A 21,935-nucleotide genomic window follows, 5' to 3' on the forward strand; every position below is an offset into this window, starting at 1 on the left:
CTCCGGGGAAAGTGCTACAGCACCGACAGGTCCATGTCGAGCGTCGGATACCAGCCGACGAGCGCCGGCAGGTAGACGCCGAGGAACCGGTCGAGGAAGATGACGGGAATGACGACCGATTCGGGCACGCCGAGGCCGGTGAACACGGCGACCGCCGTGGCTTCCGTGACGCCGATACCGCCGGGCGTGAGCGGGAGCAGGGTGATGCTGTAGGCCGTCACCAGATAGAGGGGGAGCAGCCACACCGGGTCGAGTGTCGCGCCGAAGCTCGCGAACAGCAGCCAGACGCGGATGCCGGGGGCGACGACCAGCGCACCGGCCCAGCCGACCGCGTAGCGCAGCCAGACCCGCGGGTCCGTCGAGAGCCGGCCGAAGGCGTCCGCGGAGGCCTCGGTTATGTCGGGGACTGAGCGGACGCGGTCGGCAAGCGCCGGCCCGACACGGGGGACGCGGGCGGCCAGCGAGGCGAGGAACCCCACGAGTCGGTCCAGCGCGGTGAGGTTCATCCCGGCCAGCAGGACGACCACGCCCGCGACGAGATACAGCGCCGTCGAGAGGGCGAGCAGGAGCAACAGGCCGGTCGAGACGCGACCGGCGATAGCGAGGAGGCCGACGGCCGACGTGAGGCCGTAGCAGACGGCGTAGATGCCGGTGTGAGCGCCCGCGGCGGCGGTCGCGTCGCCGTACTCCATTCCGGTCTCCGCCCGCAGGATGAACGGCGCGGCGAGCCGGCCGGAGAGCCGGGACGGCAGGAGCTGGTTGACGAAGTTCACCGACAGGTCGACGCGGCCGGCGGGGACCAGCCCGACGCGGGTAAAGGGCGCGGCGACCGCTCGCCAGGTGTCGAAGCGGGCGACGACGCCGCCGACGGTGACGAGCGCGAGCGCGACCAGCACGGCGGACTCGGTCGCCCGGAGCCGGGTGGCGACCGTCTCGACGTCGACCTGCGAGAGCAGGAAGGCCAGCGCGGCGAGACCGACGCCGTACTGCAGCACCGAAATCGCGATGTCGCGGCGACTCGCCGCCACGTTACCCCTCCTGTGGTCCGCCCGCCCGTCGGTCCGGTTCGGTCCAGCCGGGGACTCCAGCTTCGAGCGCCGTCCGGGCGGTGACGAAGTCGAAGGGCTGGTCGAGCACGTACTCGACGGCGTCGCGCATCCACTCGCCGGTCCGGTAGTAGACCCGGGCCGGTACGCCCTCGACCTCGGGCAGGCCGACGAGCTCCCACGGGTGGACGTAGAGGACGGGCACGATGCCTCGGCGTGCGAGCAGTCGCATCCCGAGCGCGGTGTAGCGCGGCCCGAAAAAGCGGAGCCACGTCCCCGTCAGCGGCAGTCTGAGGCCGGGCATCACGCTCGCCGGAAGCTCGGCCAAGTCGGCGGGGGCGTCCGGGTCGACGGCCGTCGCCGGCGCGGGCCGGTCGAGATCGTACTCGCCGCCGTACCAGCCCGGAATCGTCCGGCTGGCGACGATACTGGAGTCGTAGCCGTAGCCGGCGTCGGCGAGCAGGTCGAAGTGGTCGTCGGTGATGTCGAAGGCGGGGGCCCGAAACCCGGTGACCGACTGCCCCGTCAGCGATGCGAGCCGGTCCCGGGACGCGGCCAGTTCCTCGCGGCGGTCGTCCGCGGACAGCTCCGAGAGCAGCTGGTGTGAGTGGGTGTGGGAGGCGATCTCGAAGCCCGCGTCGGCCAGCGCCTCGACGTCGGCGGGGTAACGCTCGACCAGCGAGGAGACGACGAAACAGGTGGTCGTCGCGCCGCGGTCCCGAAGCGCCTCGCGGAAGAACTCCAGCCCGCCGAGGCCGATACCGCGCTGGTCCGTGGTGCCCGAGGCCGACCGGTAGGCCGGCGTCTGGTCGAACAGTTCCACGTCGATAGAGAGGACGGCCCGGCCGACTGTGTCACTCATCTCGGAGTTCCTCGACCTCGCTGCGCAACAGGCTGACCTCCTCGTTGAGCCGCGAGAGGCGGTCGTACAGCTTTCCGATGCGGTTGAACAGGTAGGTGGCGATAATAAACAGTGTCAGGTTCGAGATGACGAGGATGGCCCGCGCCTTCAGCTCCAGCCCCAGAACCGTCGCCACGACCTGGAAGACGTTGGGGAAGACGGCGACGAAGATGAGTCCGCTCCCGATAGCCAGCGAGACGACGAAGAGCGCGATGGCCTCCCGGCCCTGCTTGACCAGTATGTACCCGTTGACGAGGAAGGCGATACCGACGACCAGCGCGATGAGGTTGACGAGGGTGTACTCGACCATAGTTAACGAAAGAGCAGGACGCGGAGGATGGTGTCGGTCATCCGAATCGGGTAGAGCGCGAACGTGTCGATGGTGAACTGCGACTCGCCCTCGTCCCGGGTCGGCATCTTCGTCGACACCTCGGTGATTCGGTAGCCGCCCTTGGCGGCTTCCAGCGTCTGTTCGATGGCCCAGTGCTTGTCCGACCGGTGGAGAATCTCGGCGAGCATCGACACCCGGTAGACGCGAAAGCCGCTGGTCACGTCGGTTATCTCGATGTCGCCGAGCGCGTTGACCAGCCGGGTGAAAAACTGGATGCCCGCGTTGCGCGTCGCGGAGTAGTCCTGGTAGCTCTCGTTCAGGTAGCGGCTGGCGATGACCATGTCGTAATCGCCGGCCACGTCGAGGAGTTCGGGGATCTTCGACGGGTCGTGTTGCCCGTCCGCGTCGACCTGGACGACCCAGTCGTAGTCGTGTTTGATCGCGTACTGGTAGCCGGTCCGCACCGCCCCGCCCACACCCGTGTTGAACACGTGCTCGACGACGGTCGCCCCGTGGGCGCGAGCGATGTCGGCGGTGTCGTCGCTGGAGCCGTCGTCGACGACGACGACCCGGTCGACGTACTCGCCGGTGTCGTCGATGACCGGGCCGATGGTGCTGGCTTCGTTGTACGCGGGAATGACGGCAACGGAACGCACTGTTGGCTCGGTATTCAGCAGCCGTATATAGGCGTTTTGTCACGGAGCCGCGACGAGACGGAAAGACCTATTGGCGCGCTCGCGGGGACTTCAGGTATGACGCGGACGTTCGTCGTCGGGCTCGACGGCGCGAGCTGGCGACTGCTTTCCCCGTGGATCGAGGCCGGTGTGCTCCCGAATCTGGCCGAGCTACGGGCCGAGCACACGTGGGCCGAGACCGAGAGCTGTCTGCCGCCCGTGACCTTCCCGAACTGGAAGTGCTACTCCGCCGGGAAAGACCCCGGCGGCCTGGGCGTGTTCTGGTTCGAGCATATCGACCTCGCGAACGAACGCATCGACGTCGCGAAGGGCGGCGACTTCAAGACCGCAGAGCTGTGGGACTACCTCGACGACGACGGCCAGACCCCGGGCGTGGTCAACATGCCGACGATGTACCCGCCACGGGACATCGGTGGCCCGGTCGTCGCCGGCGGCCCCGACGCCGTCCAGGGGGAGTACCGTTCCATCGACAGCGGATACGCCGCTCCGGACGGTCTCGAAGCCGAGCTAGACGAGCTGTTCGACTACCGCGTGCATCCGGACCCGCTCCTGTCGGGCAACGACGAGCGCGGCGCCGAGGTCGACGCCATCCTCGACGTGATGGACAGCCGCTTCGAGGTGGCGCTCCACCTGCTGGAGGAAGAGGAGCTGGATTTCGTCCACGTGACACTGTTTTACCTGAACGTCCTCCAGCACTTCTTCTGGGACGAGGAGCCGACCAGACGCGCCTGGGAGCTGGTCGACGACTGGCTCGGCGAGCTGGCCGAGATGGACGACCTCAACCTCGTGTTGATGTCGGACCACGGGAGCGGCCCGACCACGACGGAGTTCTACATCAACGAGTGGCTCGCCGAGAACGGCTACCAGACCCACGAGCGGACCGTCGAGGACTTCTTCCGCCCGCTCGGTCTGACTCGGGAGAACGTGCTTGGAGTCGCGAAGAAGGCCGGCGTCGTCGACCTGCTCGCAAAGACCGTCCCCGAATCCATCCAGCAGCTGGTGCCCCAGAGCGCGGGGGCCAAGCGCGCCCGGAAACTGGAGGCCATCGACCTCACGGAGACCCGGGCCGTCGCCAGCGGCCAGGGACCCATCTACCTGATGCCCGGCACGCCCGAATCGGTGCGTGACCGGCTCATCGAGGATTTGCGGGCCGTCGAGGACAGCGAAGGGGCGGTGTTCGACGGCGTCTACCGGGGCGAGGAAGTGTACAGCGGCGCGTACGTCGACGAGGGCCCCGAAGTCGTCGTCGACATGCGCGACGGGGTCCACGTCAACGACGGCATCGGCGGCGGACAGATACAGACCGCGCCGGACCGCTGGGCCGCCGAGAACACCCGCAACGGTATCTTCCTCGCGAGCGGGCCGGACTTCGCGAACGTGGGCGAGATCGACCAGATCAGTATCACGGACATGGCCCCGACGATTCTGGCCGCCCACGGCGTCGACATCCCCACCGACATGGTCGGCGAGGTGCTGCCCATCCACGCCGAGGAACCCGACGTCGGCGAGCGCGACCCCATCGACATCGGGACGCGAGGCGAGGGGACCAGCGACGAGGTCGCCGATAGGTTGCAACAGCTCGGGTATATGGAGTAGCTGTCAGGAGAGTTCGACCGAGAGTCCATCGACGCGCTCGTCGCACCTACCATCGGAATCCAGCAGCGAGGAGTCACTCGTGGAGGGAGCGCGAGATGACCGGCAGCCGTCGCGGGCGACAAACTGGGACAGTTTTTCAGCGACCGTCCCGAACCGACGAGCATGGACGCCCACCTCCGGGCCGGCATCGCCGTCTACAACGCCGGCCGGTTCCACGCCGCCCACGACGCCTGGGAGGACCGCTGGCTCGACCTCGACGACGGCGACGACGAGCGGTTCCTCCACGGCCTCATCCAGTTCACGGCCGTGGTTCACCACGCCAGCGAGGAGAACTGGTCGGGCGCGCAGGGCCTCGCCGAGAGCGCCGGGGAGTACCTCGCTGACCTGCCCGCCGACTACCGCGGCGTGAATCTCGACGACGTGCGACCGTTTCTGGAGCACGTAGCCGAGGACCTGGACGCTGTCGACTGGGACAACCCGCCGAAGCTCACGCACGAGGGGACCACCGTGAGTTACGCGGACCTCGACTTCGAGGCGACGGCCGTCGCTGCGGAGGTCCTCTCGGAAGCCGACGGCTACGACGAGGCAGTGGTCGAAGACGCCCTCGACTACGCCCGCCGGGAACTCGACGACCGCGGGGAGGGACGCTTCGTCGGCCAGCTCTTCGCGTTCGTCCAGGAGGCAGAGAACCGCCCGTTCGTCTACGCGCATCTGTCGAACCACGTCGAGCGCGAGCGCCAGAAGGACGACGACGTGGCCGGGCTGTTCGACTAGGAACCACAGTGGTGTTGCAACGAGGCCCGCCGACAACGCCCCTTTCAGTCCCACCCGGCACTGTTCGAGCAACCGGCTACGGGCGGGACTTTCTGGTCGTTCAAAGCCGGATGGACACCCATCAGAAAGTGTCCGGCTCTATATCCTGCGTCGGCCTCTCAATCGTCCGCAGTGCCCTCGGCCCGGGCCGGCTCGGATTCGTGCTGGACCAGTCCGCGTCCCACGCCGAGTGCCGCGTCGGTCCGTCGGATGCTCTGTTCGGCGCTCGCCGTCCGCTCCGAGAGCGCGCGCACGGCGTCGATGTTCTCGGGGACCACGTCGGCCTCCTGGTGGATGGCCTGGAACAGATAGAGGTCCCGGTCCTCCGCTGTCACAGATTCGGCCCAGATGCAGTTCTCCCAGACGTCCCCGCGCGGACGGCCGGCGTCCCGCGTGTACTCCTTCAGTTTGCCGGCGCCGTCGATGCCGAGCGTCTCGGGGATGAGGAACAGCCGGGACTCGGCGGAGAGCAGGTCCCTGACGGCCGCGGCCGTGGGCTCCGATTCCAGTGTCACGTTGACCGAGTGGGTGTGCATCTGCGTCGTGGGCACCTTCATCCCCATCGTGTCGATGGCGAGGTCGGGGAACACCGTCTGGACGTCCGGGCCGTGGTGGGACGGTATCTCAACCGGGTCGGGCAAGGTGTCGTTGATGGGGCCGCGGCCCGTCTGGCCGGGGTCGCCACCCCGGCGGACGAGCGTCACCCGGGCCTTCTCGATGCCGTAGGCGTCCTGTAGCGGCGCAAAGAGCCGGGAAAGGCCCGTCGTGTTACAGGAAACGACGCGGGCGGTGTCGGCACCGACGGCCGTGTCGTAGTTGGCCCGCGCGTTGAAGCTGACATCGGCCACGTCTGCAGATTCGCCGCCCTGGAAGATGGCCGGCGTGTCGTAGTCAGCGTAGAGCGCGGCGTTGGTCTCGCCCACGCCGCCGGGCGTCGCGTCGACGACGACGTCGCTCGCCTCGACGAGGTCCCGCACCGTCCCCGCCGTGTCGAGCCCCGCCGACGCGAAGGGGTCGGCTCCGTCCTCCCCGGCGGCGTAGAGCCCGTAATCGCGGTCTACGGCGATGGTTGCCTCGAAGTTCGGCGAGCGTTTGGCGACGCCAGCGACCGTCATATCCGGCTGGACACGCACCGCGTCGGCGACCCGCTTGCCGATCGTGCCGAAGCCGTTGATGCCCACATGGAGCATACGCAGCCGTTGATGGGCGGACAGTATATTCTTTGTGATTAATAATTATAAATACTCACTCGGATAGTTGTACTTGTCCGACGGTACCACGGCGCAAACCGGGAGACGGCACAGCACCCCACCAAGAGTTAATCCGACCGAGTCCCAGAGGCGGGTATGGACAACTCCTCGCTTCGCCGCCCCGCCGAGACGGCCATCGAGCAGTGCATGGACCTCCAGCCGGACGAGTCGTGTGCGATCGTCACCGACGACAAGCGCCGGGCCATCGGCGAGGCGCTGTACCGCGTCGCCGCCGAGATAACCGGAGACACCGTCTTCGTTCGCTACCCGCCGGGGAACCAGCACGGCGAGGAGCCGCCCGCCTCCGTCGCCGGCGCGATGGAGACCGCCGACGTGGTGCTGGCTCCGACGACCAAGAGCCTGACCCACACCGAGGCCCGCAGCGAGGCCAACGCGGCGGGCGCCCGCGTCGCGACTCTGCCTGGCATCACCGAGGGCGTCTTTCTGATGGGGCTCGACGCCGACTACGCGGCCATCGAGGGCCACTGCGAGGACGTGCTCGCACAGGTCGGGGACGCCGACGAGATCCGGGTCACCACGCCACAGGGCACCGACATCACGTTCACCGTCGGCTCCCGTGAGTGGTATCTCGACACCGGCATCGTCCACGAGGCCGGCGAGATGTCGAACCTCCCCGCGGGCGAAGTGTTCATCGCGCCCGAGACTGCCGACGGCACCTTCGTCGTCGACGGGACGATGCGCCCCCACGGGAAACTCGACGGGAAACTGCTCTCCTTCGAGGTCGAGGACGGCTACGTCACCGACATTTCGGACCCGGACATCCGCGAGCAGGTCGAGACGGCCGCCGAGGAAGTCGGTCGGGACGCCTACAACCTCGCCGAACTGGGCATCGGGACGAACGTCGCCGTCAGCGAGCTCGTGGGCTCCGTGCTGCTGGACGAGAAGGCCGGCGGCACCGTCCACATCGCCGTCGGCGACGACCACGCCATCGGCGGCGACACCCACGCGCCCATCCACCTCGACGGCATCCTGACGGAGCCGACCGTCTACGCCGACGGGAACGAGATAGAGCTACCGCGCGGGGAGTGAACCGCCGCGTCACTCCGACCGTCACGGCACCCTCTCGGGCGGACGAAGGGCGAGGGCTTCGAGTGCCTGCCGAGAATCGCTGCAGAGGTTACCCCGGCGAGACGCTCTCACGCCGGATGACGTAGCCACAGAGCGCCACACCCAGGACGAGCGCGACGACGAGGACGAGGTCGAACGGGACGGGATACCCGAGGTTCCAGCCGAGAACGAGGCCGTGGAGCGCACTCAGGAACCCGACCGTGGCGACGGTCACCAGCCGACCGAGGCGGGGGTCCGCAGGTGGGTCGGAGCGCATCGCCCAGCGCACGACGAGGAGCGTCAGCACCATTACGGCCGGGAGCAGGAACGCGCCAACGACCCGCGGGACGAAGTTGTCCGGAGTCCCCGACGCCGAGAAGTGAATCGCCATCTCGGCCGGCAGCCGCGGCCAGAGCGCGAGACTCCCCAGAACTGACAGGGCGACGAGAGCGGTCGAGAGCCGGGTGGCACGCGAGCGGGGCATCGTCGTGTAGTCGACAGTGTTTCGATAAATGTTTTCCGCCAACTCCGACCCCGACAGTAGCCAAACGGCTATGGGTCGGCAGGACGACCCACGACCAGATGCCGACACGTCGAACGGTACTCGCGGGACTCACTGCCGGACTCGCCGGCTGTGGACTGGGTGACCGAGGGGACACCGGTACACCCAGACCCCCGCCGGCCACCGAGTCGGTCTGGTACACGCATCCACAGCCGACCGGGAACCGGACGCTCTCCGGGACCGGCGACCTCCGGAACGCAGCGCCGGTCGGGTTCGCACCGGAGGGGCGGCCACAGTGGCTCGTGGCACGGCCCGGCGAGACTGGCAGTCACTGGACCGTCGCGACCGACGACGGTCGGGTGACTGACTGGCACGTCGCCGACGGGAACGCGACGAAGGTGACCGACTTCGCCCGGCTCCCGTCCGAAACACAGCCGGTGGTCAGACGCGGGCCGTCCGGCACCGGCGCGTACTCGACCCGCCCAGTGACATGGGGACACACGCGTCGCCGGTCGTCACGCCCCGGACCGACGGCTCGCCGTCGAGACTGCTGTACGTCGCCGACAACGGGGACCTGGTCGTGGCCGGAGCGGAGACGGCCCGGCTCTCCATCGACGCCATCCCCGACGGGCGGCTGGCCGCGGTCGGGGACGACCGCTACGCGCTCTTTGGCGACCGGACGAGCCGCTACCGCCACGGAGCGCTCGGGGACAGCAAAGAGGGTGAGACGCTGTACGTCGTCGACGCCGAGACCGCCGAAATCACCGCACAGGCCGCGCTCGACGCGCCGGCCGTCTTCGAGGGACTGCAACCCCTCGTCGCTGACCTCGACGACGACGGCACGCCGGAGATCGTCACGACCGTCGCCGACGAGCGCGACGGGGCGCGCATCGCCGTCTTCGCCCCTGACGGGCGTCGGCTGGCGACCGGTCCCATCTACGGCCCCGGCTGGCGACACCAGCTGACCGTCGCGCCGTTCGGTCCGGACGGCGGCCCCGAACTCGCAACCGTACGCAAGCCCCACGTCGACCGCGTCGTCGAGTTCTACCGGCTCCGGGGCGGCTCTCTGGACGTCGTCGCCACCGCCGACGGGTTCTCCTCGCACACCTACGGCTCGCGCGTTCTCAGCGGGGCCGTCGCCGGCCAGTTCGCCGACGACGGCGGGGCCGAGCTGCTGGTCCCGACGGCCACGCGCGACGAGCTCGCGGCGGTCCGACGTGAACCGGGCGGCACCACTGTCGGCTGGCGACAGCCCCTCGACGGCACGCTCGCCAGCAACGTGACGGGCGTGCCACTCACCGGCGGCGGGGTGGCAGTCGGCGCGGCGACCGACGAGACAGTTCGGGTCTGGCAGTCCTGAGCGGGTGGGCCATGTGACTGGAAACCACGAGCAGCCCCGGTGCGACGACCATTTAGGCCCGGCCCGTCAACGGCGGGTATGAGCGACGCGACACCCGGGGAGCGAATCGGGCTCCCCTGTCCGGCCTGTTCGCCGGACATCGAGACCGTCCACGAGGTACTGAAGCCCGGCGGCCACGTTACGGTTCGCTGTACGGAGTGTGACCACGTCCACAAGGAGCAACTGCCCGAGGACTCGACCGTGCAGCGCGACGTCGTCGTCTCCCAGGACGGCGAATCGTTCAAAGCTCAGGTCGACGTGCCCGAGGAGGAGGAGCTGTCCGTCGGCGAGGAGTTCCTGCTGGAGACCGAGGAGGCCGTCGTCACGGCCCGCATCACAAGTCTGGAGACCGCCGACGGGCGCACGGAGGACGCACCCGCCGAGGTCGTCGAGACCATCTGGTCCCGCGCGGTCGGCAACGTCGCGGTCAACGTCACGATGCACCCGAAGGACGGGCGCCACGACGAGACCGAGAGCTTCAAGCTGCAGGTCCCCGGCGACTACGAGTTCACCGTCGGCGTGACCGAGCAGTTCGGCGACGAGGAGTTCACGGTGGAGGGCATCCACGTCCGCGACGACGCCCACGGCTACGAACACGAGAAGCTGGATTTCGACGGCGACATGGTGTTCGCGAAGGACATCAACCGCCTCTACGTCCGCGACGAGTCTTCGACCGCCTGGTCGGCCTGGTAATCGGCCGACGGCGTGCCGACGCACCGCCGGGCGGGCCATTCTTATAGCTCCGGTGGGAACCTCGACTATGGACCCAGCGGTCCTTCGGGACGATATGGTCGACAGCCTCCAACACGAGAGCAAAGGCGTCGTCCAGAGCGCGTGGCTGTCAGCAGCGATGCGGGCGGTTCCGCGCGAGGCCTTTGTCGGCGAGCAACAGGCGTACTCCGACCGGCCCTTCGAGCGGCTGGGGACCCGCGTGCTCTCGCCCAGTACCGCCGCACGGCTGCTGGAAGCGCTCGCCCCCGAGGAGGGCGACGAGGTGCTGGTCGTCGGAGCCGGTATCGGCTACACCGCCGCCGTGCTGGCCGAGCGCGTCGGGGCCGCGAACGTGCAGGCTATCGATATCACGCGCCGACTCGTCCTGGAGGCCCGCTCGAACCTCGCCGAGGCCGGCTACGAGGCCGTCCTCGTCGACCGGCGCGACGGCGCCGACGGTCTCCCCGAGTACGCGCCCTACGACCGCGTCCTGCTGGAGGCGGCCGCTATCGAACCGCCGCGTGCACTGGTGAGACAGCTGGCCGAGGACGGCCGGCTCGTGATGCCACTGGGCGCCAGCGAGCAGACGCTGGCTATCGTCGACGCCGACGGCGAGAGCGAGCGGCTGGGCAGCGTCGCCTTCCAGCCGATGCTCGTCGAGGGCGAACAGGCGGACACGGTCGAGCGCAACCGCACCCGTCGCGAGGACCGCGAACACGCCCAGCGGTCGGCCCAGTCCCGGACCGGCTGGGAACAGGACTGGATCGACTGGGACTAGCGTCGCCGTTGGGACTGAGACGCTACCTGTTTTTCACCACCAGTAGCTCCGTGTTGGACTGGTCGTCCCGATAGTTACCCGCAGCGTGCGGTTTCACCGAGAACGTCACCGTCCCCTCGTTCTGGTTCGGCCCCAGGGACGGCGACAGCGACAGCTCCGCCTCGCCGTCGTCCCCGGTCGAAGCCGTCGTGACACTGTCGAGCGTCGCCGTCCCGCTCGTTGCAACCACCGTCGCCCCGGCTATTTTCGCCCCCTTCGGATCGACGACCGTGACGGTCACCTCGCCGTCGCCGGTCCCCGTCACCTCGGGGTCGGGTTCGACATCCACCTCGGTCACGTTGAGCGTCTCGATCCCCGAAATCGTGCTCATCATCACCCCGAGACAGGCAACACCGACGACCAGCGCGATGACCAGCCTGATAGGGAGCCCCTCTATCGCCCGTTCGTCACGCCAGAGTGTGTGACTCATGGGCCGGGCTGGTCGCGGACTGGTACTTGAAGGGTCGTGCGAAGGTCCAAAGCCGAAGGCGGGACCAGACGAGGGGTCCTGCAACGGCGGCTACCGCGTCGACAGCGGGCCTAGAGGCCGGGGACGAAGGCCACGACACCCCACGCGAGAGCGATGGCGAGCAGGGCACCGAGCAGATTCACGACGGCGTTGACGCTCGCTCTGGCCCGAGCGCCCGACTCCCAGAGGTGGACAGTGTCGAACGAAAAGGACGAGAACGTCGTAAAGGAGCCGCAGGCCCCGGTGCCGACGAACAACACGAGTTCGCTGTCGAGGCCGGCGAAGGTGACCAGACCGAGGACGAAGCTCCCGACGACGTTGACGCTGAGTGTCCCCAGCGGGAACCCCTCGATATCGACCGCCGAACCGAGATAGTGCCGACAGAGAGCGCCGATAGCGCCGCCGGTCCCGACGAGGTGGGCCGGTTCGACGCTCACCATCGGTGGTCCCTCCGTTCAAAGACGGCGACCGCCTGGCGCGCGGCGAGCACCCCGCCAAAGCCCAGCGCGTAACTCGCGGCGACGTTCGCGACCGCCCACTCCGGCGTCAGCACCGTCTCGACGGCGAACGTGCTGTAGGTGGTAAACGAGGAGAGAAAGCCGGTGGTCGCCGCGACCTTGGTCTCGTCCGCCAGCACGCCCAGATGCATCGCCTCGTACAGCAGAAAACCGAGCGCGAAGCTTCCCAGCGCGTTGACCAGAAGCGTCCCCTGGAGGCCGGGGACCAGCGACCCGGCGAAGTACCGGAGGTTCGAGCCGGCGAACCCGCCGATACCTATCAACACGACTGTTTCGACCGTCAGTAGTGGATGTGACTCGGTCATGGCAGGTGGGACAGGAGTCATCAGCCGAATCCCGTCCGTGAGGAGGGACCCGGCAGTTGGGGCGGGCGGACTCCATCGCCCGTGTCGGCTCGGCATTTCGGGAGTCCGGCCAAAGCCGTTGCGAAAGCGCTCGCTGCTGTCAGTCCCCGTCGGCGTCCTCGGCGCCGTGGGCGCCCGCGACAGCGGCCGTCGACTCCGCGGCGCTGTGCTGGAGCTTCCCGACACCGACGGCGGTGACGTAGATGGCGACGGCCACGAGGACGATGACGCCCCCCGCGGTCGCTTCGGCGTAGTACGCGACGCCGATGCCCAGCAGCACCGCCAGTTCGGCCAGCACGACGGAGACGATGATGGACTCGCCGAAGCTCCGGGAGACCTGCGTCGCGCCGGCGACGGGGACGACGAGCATGGCGGCGACGAGGATGACGCCCATGATCTGCATCGCGCCGACGACGACCATCGCCGTCAGCATCACCGTCACCCGGTTGTACCAGCGCACCGGGAGCCCGGAGACGGCGGCGGCCGTCTCGTCGAAGGTGACATAGAGGAGCTGGTTGCGCGTCAGGGCGACGACGCCGACGATGACCGTAAACAGCGCGAGCAGGATGGCCGCGTTCTCGGCCGAGACCGTAGAGAGGTTGCCAAAGAGGAACTGGTTGACGCCGACGGCCAGCCCGCCCGCGTTGAGGCTGATGAGCGTCGTCCCGAGCGCGAACCCGGTCGAGAGGACGATGGCCATCGAGACGTCGTTGTCGGCGTCGGTCGCCTCGGTGATGAGCTCGATACACAGCGCCGCGACCATCGCGACGACGACCGCCGTCAGATACGGCGAGACGCCGAGGTCGAGGACGGCGTTGAGAAAGAGCCCGACCGCGACGCCGGCGAAGGCGGTGTGTGCGAGCGCGTCGCCGATGAGCGCGAGCTGGCGGTGGACGAGGAAGGTCCCGATGAGGGGGGCCATCACGCCGATGCAGACGCCGACGAGAATCGCCCGGTGCATGAAGCCGTACCGGAGCAGTTCGAGTCCGGTCACGCCGGCGAGCCACGACATGAACAGGGACCAGAGCCCGAGCAGCCAGTAGAAGGGCGCAAAGAGGAGGTCGAGCGGCCCGGTCTGCAACACGGGCGCGCTCATCTGTCGCCTCCAAGGAGGCTCGCCGCGGTTCCGAAGGCACGGCCCAGCGCGTCGCTCTCGACGAACTCGTCGGTCGAGCCGTCGAAGTATACCTCGCGGTTGAGACAGACGACCCGCTCGGCGTGTTCGGTGACGGCACCGAGGTCGTGCTCGATGAGCAGGACAGTGATACCCTCCGCGTGCAGCGACGAGAGCAGGTCGTAGAAGCCGGCGACGGACTCGACGTCGACCCCGACGGTCGGCTCGTCGAGCACCAGCAGGTCGGCTTCGCTGGCCAGCGCGCGGGCGATGAAGGCCCGCTGGCGCTGGCCGCCCGAGAGCTGTGTCACCCGGCGGTCCCGGAACGCGGTCATGCCCACGGTGTCGATAGCGTCGTCGACGACCGCCCAGTCAGACGGCGAGAGCCAGCCGAAGCCGACGTGTGGGAACCGCCCCATCTTGACGACTTCCCGGACGGTGATGGGCATCGACTTCGCGGCGCTGGCGTGCTGGGCGACGTAGCCCAGCCGGGCGCCGTCGTCGAAGTCGACGGCCGGCTCGCCGAACAGCCGGGCCGTCCCCGTGTCGGGCCGGCGCAGGCCGAGGATGAGCTGCAACAGCGTCGACTTCCCGGAGCCGTTCGGGCCGACGATGGCCACGTACTCGCCCGTCTCGATTGCCAGCGTGATGTCCTCGACGACCGGTGTGGCCGTGTAGCCGAAGGTGACGCCGTCGAGGGCGACCACGGGGTCCGTGTTCGTCCCCGTCATTCGAAGTTCCGCCACTCCTCCGCCCAGCCGTCGGGTCCGGCGTCTTCGGGCGCTTTGTTGCCGAGGACGACCTCGAACGTGGGCATGTTGATGTTGTCGGCTATCTCCTCGTACCCCCAGTTCTGGGCGACCCAGTCCTCGCGGACACCGGCGTAGGGGGTCACCGGGAAGTACGCCTCGACCTGGGTCGCGGCGACCAGTTCCTTCGCGGGCCGGCGGGACTCGAAGACGCCGTTGGCGATGTAGCGGATATCGTTCTCGCGGATGAACGCCTGGGCCTCCCGCCTGTCGGCGGGTGTCACCTCGCCGCTGGCGGCCAGATTCGTCACTATCGGGCGCATCTGCACGCCGTATCTGACGCCGATGTACTGGAAGGCGTTGTGGGCGGCCAGCTGGACCACGTCCCGCTCGGCGGCGTCGAAGATAGCGCGGTAGTCGTCGTCGATACGCTGGAGCACGTCCGTCTTGTAGCGCTTGGCGTTCTCGCGGAACCGGCCCTCGTGGTCGGGCAGCAGTTCGACGAACCCCTCGGTGATGTTGTCGACCGACTGTTCGGCCCGCTGCGGGTCGAGCCAGAAGTGCGGGTCCTTCCCCCGCTGGTCGCCGACCCCCTCCTCGTCGGGGTCGAGCGACGCCGCCAGGTCGACCAGTTCGACGCCCTCGCGGACGTTGATGAGAGCCGTCTCGACGTCGTCGTCCCGCAGAGTCTGGATGGCGCGGTCCGCCCACGGCTGGAACCCGGGGCCGACGTGAACGAACGCGTCGGCCTCGATGATGTCCCGCGTGACGCTGGCGTTCGGTTCCCACCCGTGTCCGTGTAGCCCCGTCGGGACGAGGTTCTCCACGGTCAGGGGCGTCTCACTGGCTATCTCGCGGCCGAAGTCGTAGAAACTGAAGAAGGAGGCCACTGCCACCGGGCCGCTCGACGTCGCACTCCCGCCGAGACAGCCCGCGAGACCGCCGGCGAGCAGCCCACCGCCGGCGGCGAGTGCCTGCCGGCGGGAGAGCCCCCGCCCGTCCGTCGACTGTCGCGTGTCGTTCGTCATGCGTGGTATAGTCTACCCGAACTAATTAATAGTTTTCATCAAAGTATTAGATTAGAGCTATCTAATTCTCTGCGGGCGGCGGTCAGTCCGGCCGCTCCAGCAGAGGGCTGAAGGGCCCAGTGCGCCTGAAACGGATATGGACCCTGCCGAGCTCCGCGCGTCGATACCCGCGCTGGACCGCTGTACGTACTGTAACACGGGTGCAAGCGGGCCGAGCCCGCGCAACGTCGTCAGGGCGGCGACGGATTTCCTGGAACACCACGCCTTCGAGGCCCCCGCGGCGGACGGACCCTACACCGTCGCGTTCGACGCCCTCGAAGCCGCTCGCGAGGTAGTCGCGTCGCATCTGGGCGCCCAACCCCCGGACGTGGCTTTCACCCGGAGCACCGCCGACGGCATCAACCTCGTCGCACAGTCCATCGACTGGCAGCCCGGCGACGTGGTCGTCCGAACCGACCTCGAACACCCCGCCGGGACGCTCCCGTGGGACCGACTCGTCGACACCCACGACATCGAGGTCCGAGTCATAGAAACCGAGGCCGGGCGGCTCGACATGGACGACGTGAAAGCGGCCGTCGACGGGGCCCGGCTCGTCCTGTTGAGCTCGCTGACGTGGAGCCACGGCACACAGCTGCCGGTCGGCGAGGTCGTCGATATCGCCCACGACAGCGGGGCGCAGGTGCTCGTCGACGCGGTCCAGTCGGTCGGACAACACCCCGTCGACGTGCGCGAGTGGGGCGCGGACTTCGTGGCGACGGCGGGCCACAAGTGGCTGCTGGGCGTGTGGGGCGGCGGGATGCTGTACGCCGACCCCGACGCGCTCGCCCGGCTTCGCCAGACTCGCATCGGCTACCGGAGCGTCGAGGACATGGGCGCCGAGGAGTACGCCTACCACGCTGGCGCCCGCCGGTTCGAGGTCGGGACCACCTCGCCCGCGCCCTACGTCGCGCTGGCCGAGGCCATCGAGACGATGGAGGCGGTGGGGCTCGCGACCGTCGAGGCGCGCGTCGAACACCTCACGGACCGGCTGAAAGACGGGCTCGGCGACCGGCTGCTCTCGCCCGAGGGATACGAGTCGGGACTGGTCACGTTCGCCGCCGACGACCCCGAAGCGACCGTCTCACGCCTCGCCGACCGGGGTATCGTCGTCCGGTCGCTCCCCCACCCCGAGGCCGTCAGGGCGTCCGTCCACGCGTTCAACACCGCCGACGAGATCGACCGGCTGCTGGGGGCCCTCGCCCCGTAGCTTGATTGGCGCCCCGGCACTCGCTACGGTATGGACGAACGCGCTGTCGTCACCTGCTTCCTGCGCAACGACGGCGAGATACTGCTGCTCCGACGCAGCGACGCCGTCGGGAGCTATCGGGGACGGTGGGGCGGCGTCGCCGGCCACGTGCGAACCGACGACGGTCGTGAGCGGGGAGTCGAGACGGCCGCACGGGCCGAAATCGCCGAGGAAACCGGGCTGGCCGAGGCCGTCTCCTCCGTCCGGTCAGGCGAACCGTTCCCGGTCGAGGACGGCGAGCGCCGCTGGCTGGTCCACCCGTTCCTCTTCGACTGCGAGTCGCGGACCGTCGAGCCGAACGAGGAGACCGCCGACCATGAGTGGGTCCACCCGCCCGAGATACTGCGCCGGGCGACGGTCCCTCGCCTGTGGACCAGCTACGACCGGGTCCGACCCCGAATCGCGACGCTCCGGGACGACCGCGCGCACGGCTCGGCGTGGCTCTCCCTGCGTGCGCTCGAAACGCTGCGCGACGAGGCCGCGCTGGCCGTCGAGGGGCGAACTGACGGCCGTGAAGCGGGCGAGCGGGACGGCGACACCTGGCCGTCGCTGGCGGCGCTGGCCCGCCGGCTCCGGGACGCCCGACCCTCGATGGCCGTCGTCGAGAACCGCATCAACCGCGTGCTGCTGGCCGCGAGCGACGACGGGACCGCCGGCGCTGTCGAACGGGCCGCCCGCGGGGCCATCGAACAGTCCGTGGGCGCCGACCGCGAGGCCGCGCGGCTGGCCGCCGAGTCGCTGCCCGACCGGGTGGCGACGCTCTCTCGGTCGGGGACCGTCGAACGGGCGCTTCGGACCGCCGACCCCGAGGCGGTGCTGGTGGCCGAATCACGGCCCGGCGGCGAGGGCGTCGGCGTCGCCGAGTCGCTGTCGGCGGTGACCGACGCGGCGCTGACCACCGACGCGGCCCTGCCCTTCGAGCTGGACGAGTGGGACGCCGGGGCGGTGGTCGTCGGCGCCGACCGCGTGCTACCGGACGGGCGCGTCGTCAACAAAGTCGGCACCTGCGGGGCGGCGCTGGCGGCGGCCGAGGCGGGTATCGACTGTCTCGTCGTCGCGGCCAGCGACAAGGTCGCCGCGACCGACGCCTACGACCTCGAACCCCGCGACCCCGGCGAGCTGTACGACGGCGACGCCGAGCTCGGGGTGGCGAACCCGACCTTCGACGTGACGCCGGCCGACGCCGTCACCGCCGTGGTCACCGAACAGGGCCGGCTCTCGACGGCGGAGGTCGCGGCCGTCGCGGCCGCACACCGGGAGTGGGCGGCGTGGGACGGCTAGGGCCGGCGACGGTCCGTCAGCGGTCGCCGACGCGTTCGCTGGGAGCGCGAGGACGGCGACACGGCGAGGCTCAGTCCCAGCGAGCGACCGCGCGGACCGGTGCGCCGTCGCCGTCGAGCCGCATCGGCAGGACCGAGAGCTCGAACCGCTCGGGGAGCCCGTCGAGGTTCGTCAGGTTCTCCGCGATGAGCCGGTCGTTCCCGAGCAGTTCGCCGTGTGCGGGGACGCCCGCCGCCGGGTGGTCGTCGGTCGGTGTCGGGTCGACGTTGAGCGCGTCGGTAGCCACGTCGTAGCCGTGGTCGACGCAGTGACGGGCCGCGGCCGGCGTCAGATAGGGATGGTCGAGATAGCGGGGCTCGCCCCAGTGGCTGTCCCAGCCGGTCCGGAGGACCACCGCGCCGGCGTCGACCGTCGGCAGGTCGGCCGGCCGAATCGGTTCGCGGGGCCCGCAGCCCCGCAGGTCCACGCGGACGGCCTCGCGGACGAACCGCGAGACCGGAAACTCGTCGAGCGTCCGGCCGTCGGCCTCGGTGTGGCTCGGCGCGTCGACGTGGGTGCCGGTGTGGCTGCCACAGGAGAGCGCCGAGACGCGGTAGCCGTCGGCCGCCATCGTAGCGTGGGCATCCACGGAGACGGGCGGGTCGCCGGGAAAGACCGGCATCCCGGAGTCGATCGGCCGGGTCAGGTCGGCAATTGGCATACCGGGAGTGGACGGGCCGGCCGATTAGCCCTGCCGGTGGTCAGCGCTCGTCCAAGACCACGGGAATCCCCGCTTCGGCCACGTCGGCGGCGAACGCCCGCGAGTCCGCTTCGAGGTTGGAGAAGGTGTTGTAGTGGACCGGCATGACGAGCCGCGGCTCGATGGTGGCCGCGAGCGAGGCGGCCTCGTGGCGGTCCATCGTCGCCCGCGGACCGATGGGCGGACAGAACACCGACGTTTCGAGGGTGCGGTGGCCCGGCAACACGTCGCTGTCGCCCGGGTAGTAGACGCGGGTGCCGTCGACCGCGACCATGAACCCACAGCCAAAGCCCTCCGGGTGGTAGGGCGTCCCGTCGGGCAGCGTGTGGGCGCCGTCGGGCTCGTTGTGCGCCGGCGAGGTCCAGATGGGGACCCCGTCGACGTCGATTTTCGACTTCGCGTCGACCTCCCGGACCTCGTAGGGGAGGTCCACGATGGACGGGAGGTCCCGCTCCACGTCGCGGCCGTCGATTCCCTCGAAGGCGACGACTGTGGTGTCCTCGTTGGCGACCCGTTCGATACCGTCCGGGTCGTAGTGGTGGACGTGCGTGACACAGACGATGTCCGCGTCCTCGGCGCGGTAGTCCGTCGCCGGCGGGTGGCCGATGCCGTCGCTGTGTGGCTCCCACTCCCCCGTGAGGACGCCGTACCGGCCCGGGTCGGTGTACACCACGCGGTCCTCGCCGGCGATGCGTATCGTGGCGTACCCGAGCCAGTCGATAGTCAGTCCCTCGTGGCGGACGGTCATTGGCGGCTATTTGAGCGACCACCGGGATAAACCGGTGGTTTTCGCTCGTCGCGAAACTGTATCGAAAGGGCTGTCCGCCCGCCTCCAGATATCCGGCGTTTCGAGAGCTGTACTGTCGATTCTGTCGCATAGGTGGCGACTGCAAGCCGTTCGTATATGTCAGCTCGGCTCGACATCTTACGTCAGATGAGCAACAACACGACCGGTGCGGGAGACGACGCTGACCGGGGGGGAGAGTCCTCGACCGACTGGGCGGAGGCAATCGGTGACGGCGGGCTCGTCGTCGTCTCGAACCGTCAGCCGTACAGCCATACTTACGACGGGGACGACATCGCCGTCGAGGTACACGCTGGCGGACTGACAGCCGGGCTCGACCCGGTGATGCAGGCGGTCGGCGGGACGTGGATCGCCTGGGGCGACGGCGACGCCGACCGCGAAGTGGTCGACGAGAACGACTGCGTGGCGGCGCCCCCGGAAGACCCCGGTTACACGCTCCGGCGGATATGGCTCTCCGACGAGGAGGTCGACGACTACTACTACGGCTTCAGCAACCAGGTGCTGTGGCCCATCTGTCACTCGGCGCTGACGAGGGTCAACGAGTGGCAGTCCTACTGGGAGCGCTACCGGACGGTCAACGAGCGGTTCGTCGAGGCCGTCGAGGACCACGCCGAGGCCGGTGATATCGTCTGGTTCCAGGACTACCACTTCGCGCTCGCTCCCGCTATCGCGCGCGAGCGGGTGGACGACGAGACCCTGCTGATGCAGTTCTGGCACATCCCGTGGCCGGCCTGGGACACGTTCCGGGGCTGTCCACACGGCGAAGCGATTCTGGAAGGGTTGCTGGGCAACGACCTGCTCGCCTTCCACGTCGCCAGATACCGGGAGAACTTCCTCGCCTGCGTCGAGGCGGCCGTCGACGACGCAGTGGTCGACCACGAGACCGGGACGGTGAGCTACGACGGCCGGACGACACAGGTCACCGAGTTCCCGATGGGCGTGCAGGCCGACGAGATCGCCGAGCGGGCGGCCTCGGAGGAGGCGGCGGCGTTCTGGGACGAGTTCCGGGCGGAGTACGACCTCGCCGACACCGTCGCCGTCGGCGTCGACCGCCTGGACTACAGCAAGGGCATCCCCGAGCGCCTCCGGGCGTTAGAGCAGTTCTGGGAGCGGAACCCGGAGTGGCGCGGCGAACTCACGTACGTCGAGAACGGCAGCGAGAGCCGGTCCCAGATACGGGCCTATCAGGACATCCAGGCGCGTATCGAGGAGGGCGTCGAGCGCGTCAACGACCGCTTTGGCACCGACGACTGGACACCGGTCGTCTCCTTCCGGGACTACATCTCGAAGGAGGCGCTGGCGGGTCTCTACCGCAACAGCGACCTCGCGCTCATTAGCCCCATTCGGGACGGGATGAACCTCGTCGCACAGGAGTACGTCGCGGCCCAGGTCGACGACGACGGCGTCCTCGTCCTCAGCGACCAGGCGGGCGCGGGCAGTCTGCTCGACGCCGCGGTGATGGTGAAACCACAGGACACCTGCGCGTTCACGGACGCTATCGAAGAGGCACTGACCATGCCAGAGGCCGAGCGGCGCGCGCGGATGCGCCACCTCCGCCGGCAGGTCACGGAGAACGACCTCGCCGCGTGGACGGCGCTGAATCTCAAGGCAGCGATGGCGCTCCGGGACGCGTCCGGCTCCGGAGCGACCCTGTCCATGGAGGGCCAACCGTGACGGCCCAGCAACACACCCCGGTCGCGAACGTCTACCGCATCGACCGACAGCTCGGGGACGCGGCGGGCCTGCTGGTCGCCCTCGACTTCGACGGGACGCTCGCACCCATCGAGGACGACCCGGACGCGCCGGAGATAACACGGGCGAACCGGCGGGCGGTCGAGGAGCTCGTCGCCCACCCCGACACGATGGTGGCCGTCGTCAGCGGCCGCCAGCTCGCCGACCTCCGGCCCCGGGTCGGCGTGGAGGGAGTCCGCTACGTCGGCAACCACGGCCTCGAATACACGGTCGACGGGGAGCGGGAGGTCCATCCGGAGGCCGAGGCGAAGATGGACGACGTCGAAGCCGTGCGCGACGAGCTCGAACGCCGGCTGTCGGACATGCCGGGCGTCGAGGTGGAGGACAAGGGGGTGACGCTGACGGTCCACTACCGGCGGGCAGAAGACGCGTCGGCCGAAGACGTGACGGCCGTCGTCGAAGACGTCGTCGACCCCATCGAGGGGCTCAAGACCGGCAGCGGCAAGATGATAGTCGAGGTCAAGCCGACCGTCGACTGGCACAAGGGGGCCATCGTCGAGTGGCTCCGCGACGAGGTGCCCGCGACGTGGCGGACGGTGTACGTCGGCGACGACACCACCGACGAGGACGCGTTCCGGGTGCTCGGTCCGGGGGATTTCGGCGTGCTGGTCGGGGAGCGCTCGACCGCGGCCGACTACCGCGTGCCGGCCCAGTGTGAGGTGTCCCGACTCCTGAACTGGTTCGTCGGGGTGCTGGAGAACGAAGCGCCCTAGAGCGGCTGG

24 protein-coding genes and 1 riboswitch are annotated in these 21,935 nt (G+C 69.1%); of the genes, 10 read left to right on the top strand and 14 right to left on the bottom strand.

Translation table 11 applies throughout. From position 1 onward, the window contains the following. Nucleotides 1-14: 14 nt before the first annotated feature. From NDI56_RS19180 to NDI56_RS19195, 4 genes are read right to left on the bottom strand one after another with little or no spacing between them, the layout of a single operon-like run. Complete coding sequence (locus NDI56_RS19180) at nt 15-1,028, bottom strand: lysylphosphatidylglycerol synthase transmembrane domain-containing protein (RefSeq protein WP_310921362.1); 1,014 nt, start codon at nt 1,026-1,028, stop codon at nt 15-17. Nucleotide 1,029: 1 nt separating this feature from the next. After that, complete coding sequence (locus NDI56_RS19185; protein ID WP_310921364.1) at nt 1,030-1,908, bottom strand: polysaccharide deacetylase family protein; 879 nt, start codon at nt 1,906-1,908, stop codon at nt 1,030-1,032. Next, on the bottom strand, nt 1,901-2,257 hold the full coding sequence (locus NDI56_RS19190; RefSeq protein ID WP_310921366.1) for a DUF2304 domain-containing protein: 357 nt from the start codon (nt 2,255-2,257) through the stop codon (nt 1,901-1,903). The genes NDI56_RS19185 and NDI56_RS19190 overlap by 8 nt, the downstream gene beginning before the upstream one ends. 2 nt (nt 2,258-2,259) lie before the next feature. Then, complete coding sequence (locus tag NDI56_RS19195; protein ID WP_310921368.1) at nt 2,260-2,934, bottom strand: glycosyltransferase family 2 protein; 675 nt, start codon at nt 2,932-2,934, stop codon at nt 2,260-2,262. A gap of 96 nt (nt 2,935-3,030) precedes the next feature. On the opposite strand from NDI56_RS19195, the gene NDI56_RS19200 reads away from it, so the two are divergent. Both NDI56_RS19200 and NDI56_RS19205 read left to right on the top strand, forming a co-directional pair. Further along, nucleotides 3,031-4,569, top strand: a complete 1,539-nt coding sequence (locus NDI56_RS19200; RefSeq protein WP_310921369.1) for an alkaline phosphatase family protein — start codon at nt 3,031-3,033, stop codon at nt 4,567-4,569. A gap of 162 nt (nt 4,570-4,731) precedes the next feature. Beyond that, complete coding sequence (locus NDI56_RS19205; RefSeq protein WP_310921370.1) at nt 4,732-5,343, top strand: DUF309 domain-containing protein; 612 nt, start codon at nt 4,732-4,734, stop codon at nt 5,341-5,343. A gap of 158 nt (nt 5,344-5,501) precedes the next feature. Here the strand turns inward: NDI56_RS19205 and NDI56_RS19210 are convergent, their stop codons facing one another. Beyond that, nucleotides 5,502-6,572 carry a type II glyceraldehyde-3-phosphate dehydrogenase gene (locus tag NDI56_RS19210; RefSeq protein WP_310921371.1) on the bottom strand — a complete coding sequence of 357 codons (1,071 nt, stop codon included), beginning with the start codon at nt 6,570-6,572 and terminating at the stop codon, nt 5,502-5,504. A 156-nt stretch (nt 6,573-6,728) separates the two neighbouring features. Between NDI56_RS19210 and NDI56_RS19215 the strand changes: the two genes are divergently transcribed. Then, nucleotides 6,729-7,682 carry an aminopeptidase gene (locus tag NDI56_RS19215; protein ID WP_310921373.1) on the top strand — a complete coding sequence of 318 codons (954 nt, stop codon included), beginning with the start codon at nt 6,729-6,731 and terminating at the stop codon, nt 7,680-7,682. An 88-nt stretch (nt 7,683-7,770) separates the two neighbouring features. Here NDI56_RS19215 and NDI56_RS19220 read toward each other — a convergent pair whose 3' ends face one another. Beyond that, the gene (locus NDI56_RS19220) at nt 7,771-8,184 is read right to left on the bottom strand and encodes a DUF1648 domain-containing protein (RefSeq protein ID WP_310921375.1); all 414 of its coding nucleotides are present in this window, start codon (nt 8,182-8,184) and stop codon (nt 7,771-7,773) included. Between the two features lie 508 nt (nt 8,185-8,692). Between NDI56_RS19220 and NDI56_RS19225 the strand changes: the two genes are divergently transcribed. The 3 genes from NDI56_RS19225 (at nt 8,693) to NDI56_RS19235 (ending at nt 11,090) form a co-directional block, all read left to right on the top strand. Continuing rightward, complete coding sequence (locus NDI56_RS19225; protein ID WP_310921376.1) at nt 8,693-9,562, top strand: hypothetical protein; 870 nt, start codon at nt 8,693-8,695, stop codon at nt 9,560-9,562. Nucleotides 9,563-9,640: 78 nt separating this feature from the next. Next, nucleotides 9,641-10,294, top strand: a complete 654-nt coding sequence (locus NDI56_RS19230) for an HVO_0476 family zinc finger protein (RefSeq protein WP_310921377.1) — start codon at nt 9,641-9,643, stop codon at nt 10,292-10,294. A 67-nt stretch (nt 10,295-10,361) separates the two neighbouring features. After that, the gene (locus tag NDI56_RS19235; protein ID WP_310921378.1) at nt 10,362-11,090 is read left to right on the top strand and encodes a protein-L-isoaspartate O-methyltransferase family protein; all 729 of its coding nucleotides are present in this window, start codon (nt 10,362-10,364) and stop codon (nt 11,088-11,090) included. A 22-nt stretch (nt 11,091-11,112) separates the two neighbouring features. On the opposite strand, the gene NDI56_RS19240 is transcribed toward NDI56_RS19235, so the two are convergent. The 6 genes from NDI56_RS19240 to NDI56_RS19265 form a co-directional block, all read right to left on the bottom strand. After that, on the bottom strand, nt 11,113-11,559 hold the full coding sequence (locus tag NDI56_RS19240; protein ID WP_310921379.1) for a DUF7382 domain-containing protein: 447 nt from the start codon (nt 11,557-11,559) through the stop codon (nt 11,113-11,115). A gap of 110 nt (nt 11,560-11,669) precedes the next feature. Beyond that, nucleotides 11,670-12,038, bottom strand: coding sequence for a fluoride efflux transporter CrcB (crcB, locus tag NDI56_RS19245; RefSeq protein WP_310921380.1), 369 nt, complete (start codon nt 12,036-12,038; stop codon nt 11,670-11,672). After that, on the bottom strand, nt 12,032-12,421 hold the full coding sequence (locus NDI56_RS19250; RefSeq protein WP_310921381.1) for a CrcB family protein: 390 nt from the start codon (nt 12,419-12,421) through the stop codon (nt 12,032-12,034). The genes crcB and NDI56_RS19250 overlap by 7 nt, the downstream gene beginning before the upstream one ends. Nucleotides 12,422-12,425: 4 nt before the next feature. Beyond that, nucleotides 12,426-12,510, bottom strand: a riboswitch (Fluoride riboswitch). Between the two features lie 50 nt (nt 12,511-12,560). Beyond that, nucleotides 12,561-13,556 carry a metal ABC transporter permease gene (locus tag NDI56_RS19255; protein ID WP_310921382.1) on the bottom strand — a complete coding sequence of 332 codons (996 nt, stop codon included), beginning with the start codon at nt 13,554-13,556 and terminating at the stop codon, nt 12,561-12,563. Then, entirely contained in the window at nt 13,553-14,305 is a 753-nt protein-coding gene (locus tag NDI56_RS19260; protein ID WP_310921384.1) for a metal ABC transporter ATP-binding protein, read from the bottom strand. Before NDI56_RS19260 ends, NDI56_RS19255 begins: the two co-directional genes overlap by 4 nt. Then, the gene (locus NDI56_RS19265; protein WP_310921385.1) at nt 14,302-15,351 is read right to left on the bottom strand and encodes a metal ABC transporter substrate-binding protein; all 1,050 of its coding nucleotides are present in this window, start codon (nt 15,349-15,351) and stop codon (nt 14,302-14,304) included. The genes NDI56_RS19260 and NDI56_RS19265 overlap by 4 nt, the downstream gene beginning before the upstream one ends. A 136-nt stretch (nt 15,352-15,487) precedes the next feature. Here NDI56_RS19265 and NDI56_RS19270 point away from each other — a divergent pair, with 136 nt between their 5' ends. Further along, nucleotides 15,488-16,597: an aminotransferase class V-fold PLP-dependent enzyme gene (locus NDI56_RS19270; RefSeq protein WP_310921386.1), complete on the top strand. Its 1,110-nt coding sequence runs from the start codon at nt 15,488-15,490 to the stop codon at nt 16,595-16,597. Between the two features lie 30 nt (nt 16,598-16,627). After that, a complete protein-coding gene (locus NDI56_RS19275) occupies nt 16,628-17,917 on the top strand; it encodes an eIF2B alpha/beta/delta subunit family protein (RefSeq protein ID WP_310921388.1) in 1,290 nt (429 codons plus the stop codon). A 70-nt stretch (nt 17,918-17,987) separates the two neighbouring features. Here NDI56_RS19275 and NDI56_RS19280 read toward each other — a convergent pair whose 3' ends face one another. Further along, nucleotides 17,988-18,617, bottom strand: a complete 630-nt coding sequence (locus tag NDI56_RS19280; protein ID WP_310921390.1) for a cyclase family protein — start codon at nt 18,615-18,617, stop codon at nt 17,988-17,990. A 40-nt stretch (nt 18,618-18,657) separates the two neighbouring features. Further along, complete coding sequence (locus tag NDI56_RS19285) at nt 18,658-19,404, bottom strand: MBL fold metallo-hydrolase (protein ID WP_310921392.1); 747 nt, start codon at nt 19,402-19,404, stop codon at nt 18,658-18,660. Nucleotides 19,405-19,590: 186 nt separating this feature from the next. Here NDI56_RS19285 and NDI56_RS19290 point away from each other — a divergent pair, with 186 nt between their 5' ends. Together NDI56_RS19290 and otsB are read left to right on the top strand one after the other, a co-directional pair. Next, nucleotides 19,591-21,135, top strand: a complete 1,545-nt coding sequence (locus NDI56_RS19290) for an alpha,alpha-trehalose-phosphate synthase (UDP-forming) (RefSeq protein ID WP_310921393.1) — start codon at nt 19,591-19,593, stop codon at nt 21,133-21,135. Then, nucleotides 21,132-21,926 (top strand): trehalose-phosphatase, encoded by a 795-nt coding sequence (gene otsB / locus NDI56_RS19295; protein WP_310921395.1) that lies wholly within the window; start codon nt 21,132-21,134, stop codon nt 21,924-21,926. The genes NDI56_RS19290 and otsB overlap by 4 nt, the downstream gene beginning before the upstream one ends. Nucleotides 21,927-21,935: the final 9 nt, after the last annotated feature.

Origin of the sequence: Halomicroarcula saliterrae, from assembly GCF_031624395.1 — an archaeon.
GTDB lineage: Archaea > Halobacteriota > Halobacteria > Halobacteriales > Haloarculaceae > Haloarcula > Haloarcula saliterrae.

Coding starts and splice junctions, on each gene's coding strand:
- NDI56_RS19185 (WP_310921364.1), bottom strand. CDS start 1,908: ATGAGTGACACAGTCGGCCGGGCCGTCCTCTCTATCGACGTGGAACTG.
- NDI56_RS19190 (WP_310921366.1), bottom strand. CDS start 2,257: ATGGTCGAGTACACCCTCGTCAACCTCATCGCGCTGGTCGTCGGTATC.
- NDI56_RS19200 (WP_310921369.1), top strand. CDS start 3,031: ATGACGCGGACGTTCGTCGTCGGGCTCGACGGCGCGAGCTGGCGACTG.
- NDI56_RS19205 (WP_310921370.1), top strand. CDS start 4,732: ATGGACGCCCACCTCCGGGCCGGCATCGCCGTCTACAACGCCGGCCGG.
- NDI56_RS19210 (WP_310921371.1), bottom strand. CDS start 6,572: ATGCTCCATGTGGGCATCAACGGCTTCGGCACGATCGGCAAGCGGGTC.
- NDI56_RS19215 (WP_310921373.1), top strand. CDS start 6,729: ATGGACAACTCCTCGCTTCGCCGCCCCGCCGAGACGGCCATCGAGCAG.
- NDI56_RS19220 (WP_310921375.1), bottom strand. CDS start 8,184: ATGCCCCGCTCGCGTGCCACCCGGCTCTCGACCGCTCTCGTCGCCCTG.
- NDI56_RS19225 (WP_310921376.1), top strand. CDS start 8,693: ATGGGGACACACGCGTCGCCGGTCGTCACGCCCCGGACCGACGGCTCG.
- NDI56_RS19230 (WP_310921377.1), top strand. CDS start 9,641: ATGAGCGACGCGACACCCGGGGAGCGAATCGGGCTCCCCTGTCCGGCC.
- NDI56_RS19235 (WP_310921378.1), top strand. CDS start 10,362: ATGGACCCAGCGGTCCTTCGGGACGATATGGTCGACAGCCTCCAACAC.
- NDI56_RS19240 (WP_310921379.1), bottom strand. CDS start 11,559: ATGAGTCACACACTCTGGCGTGACGAACGGGCGATAGAGGGGCTCCCT.
- crcB (WP_310921380.1), bottom strand. CDS start 12,038: ATGGTGAGCGTCGAACCGGCCCACCTCGTCGGGACCGGCGGCGCTATC.
- NDI56_RS19250 (WP_310921381.1), bottom strand. CDS start 12,421: ATGACCGAGTCACATCCACTACTGACGGTCGAAACAGTCGTGTTGATA.
- NDI56_RS19255 (WP_310921382.1), bottom strand. CDS start 13,556: ATGAGCGCGCCCGTGTTGCAGACCGGGCCGCTCGACCTCCTCTTTGCG.
- NDI56_RS19260 (WP_310921384.1), bottom strand. CDS start 14,305: ATGACGGGGACGAACACGGACCCCGTGGTCGCCCTCGACGGCGTCACC.
- NDI56_RS19265 (WP_310921385.1), bottom strand. CDS start 15,351: ATGACGAACGACACGCGACAGTCGACGGACGGGCGGGGGCTCTCCCGC.
- NDI56_RS19270 (WP_310921386.1), top strand. CDS start 15,488: ATGGACCCTGCCGAGCTCCGCGCGTCGATACCCGCGCTGGACCGCTGT.
- NDI56_RS19275 (WP_310921388.1), top strand. CDS start 16,628: ATGGACGAACGCGCTGTCGTCACCTGCTTCCTGCGCAACGACGGCGAG.
- NDI56_RS19280 (WP_310921390.1), bottom strand. CDS start 18,617: ATGCCAATTGCCGACCTGACCCGGCCGATCGACTCCGGGATGCCGGTC.
- NDI56_RS19285 (WP_310921392.1), bottom strand. CDS start 19,404: ATGACCGTCCGCCACGAGGGACTGACTATCGACTGGCTCGGGTACGCC.
- NDI56_RS19290 (WP_310921393.1), top strand. CDS start 19,591: ATGAGCAACAACACGACCGGTGCGGGAGACGACGCTGACCGGGGGGGA.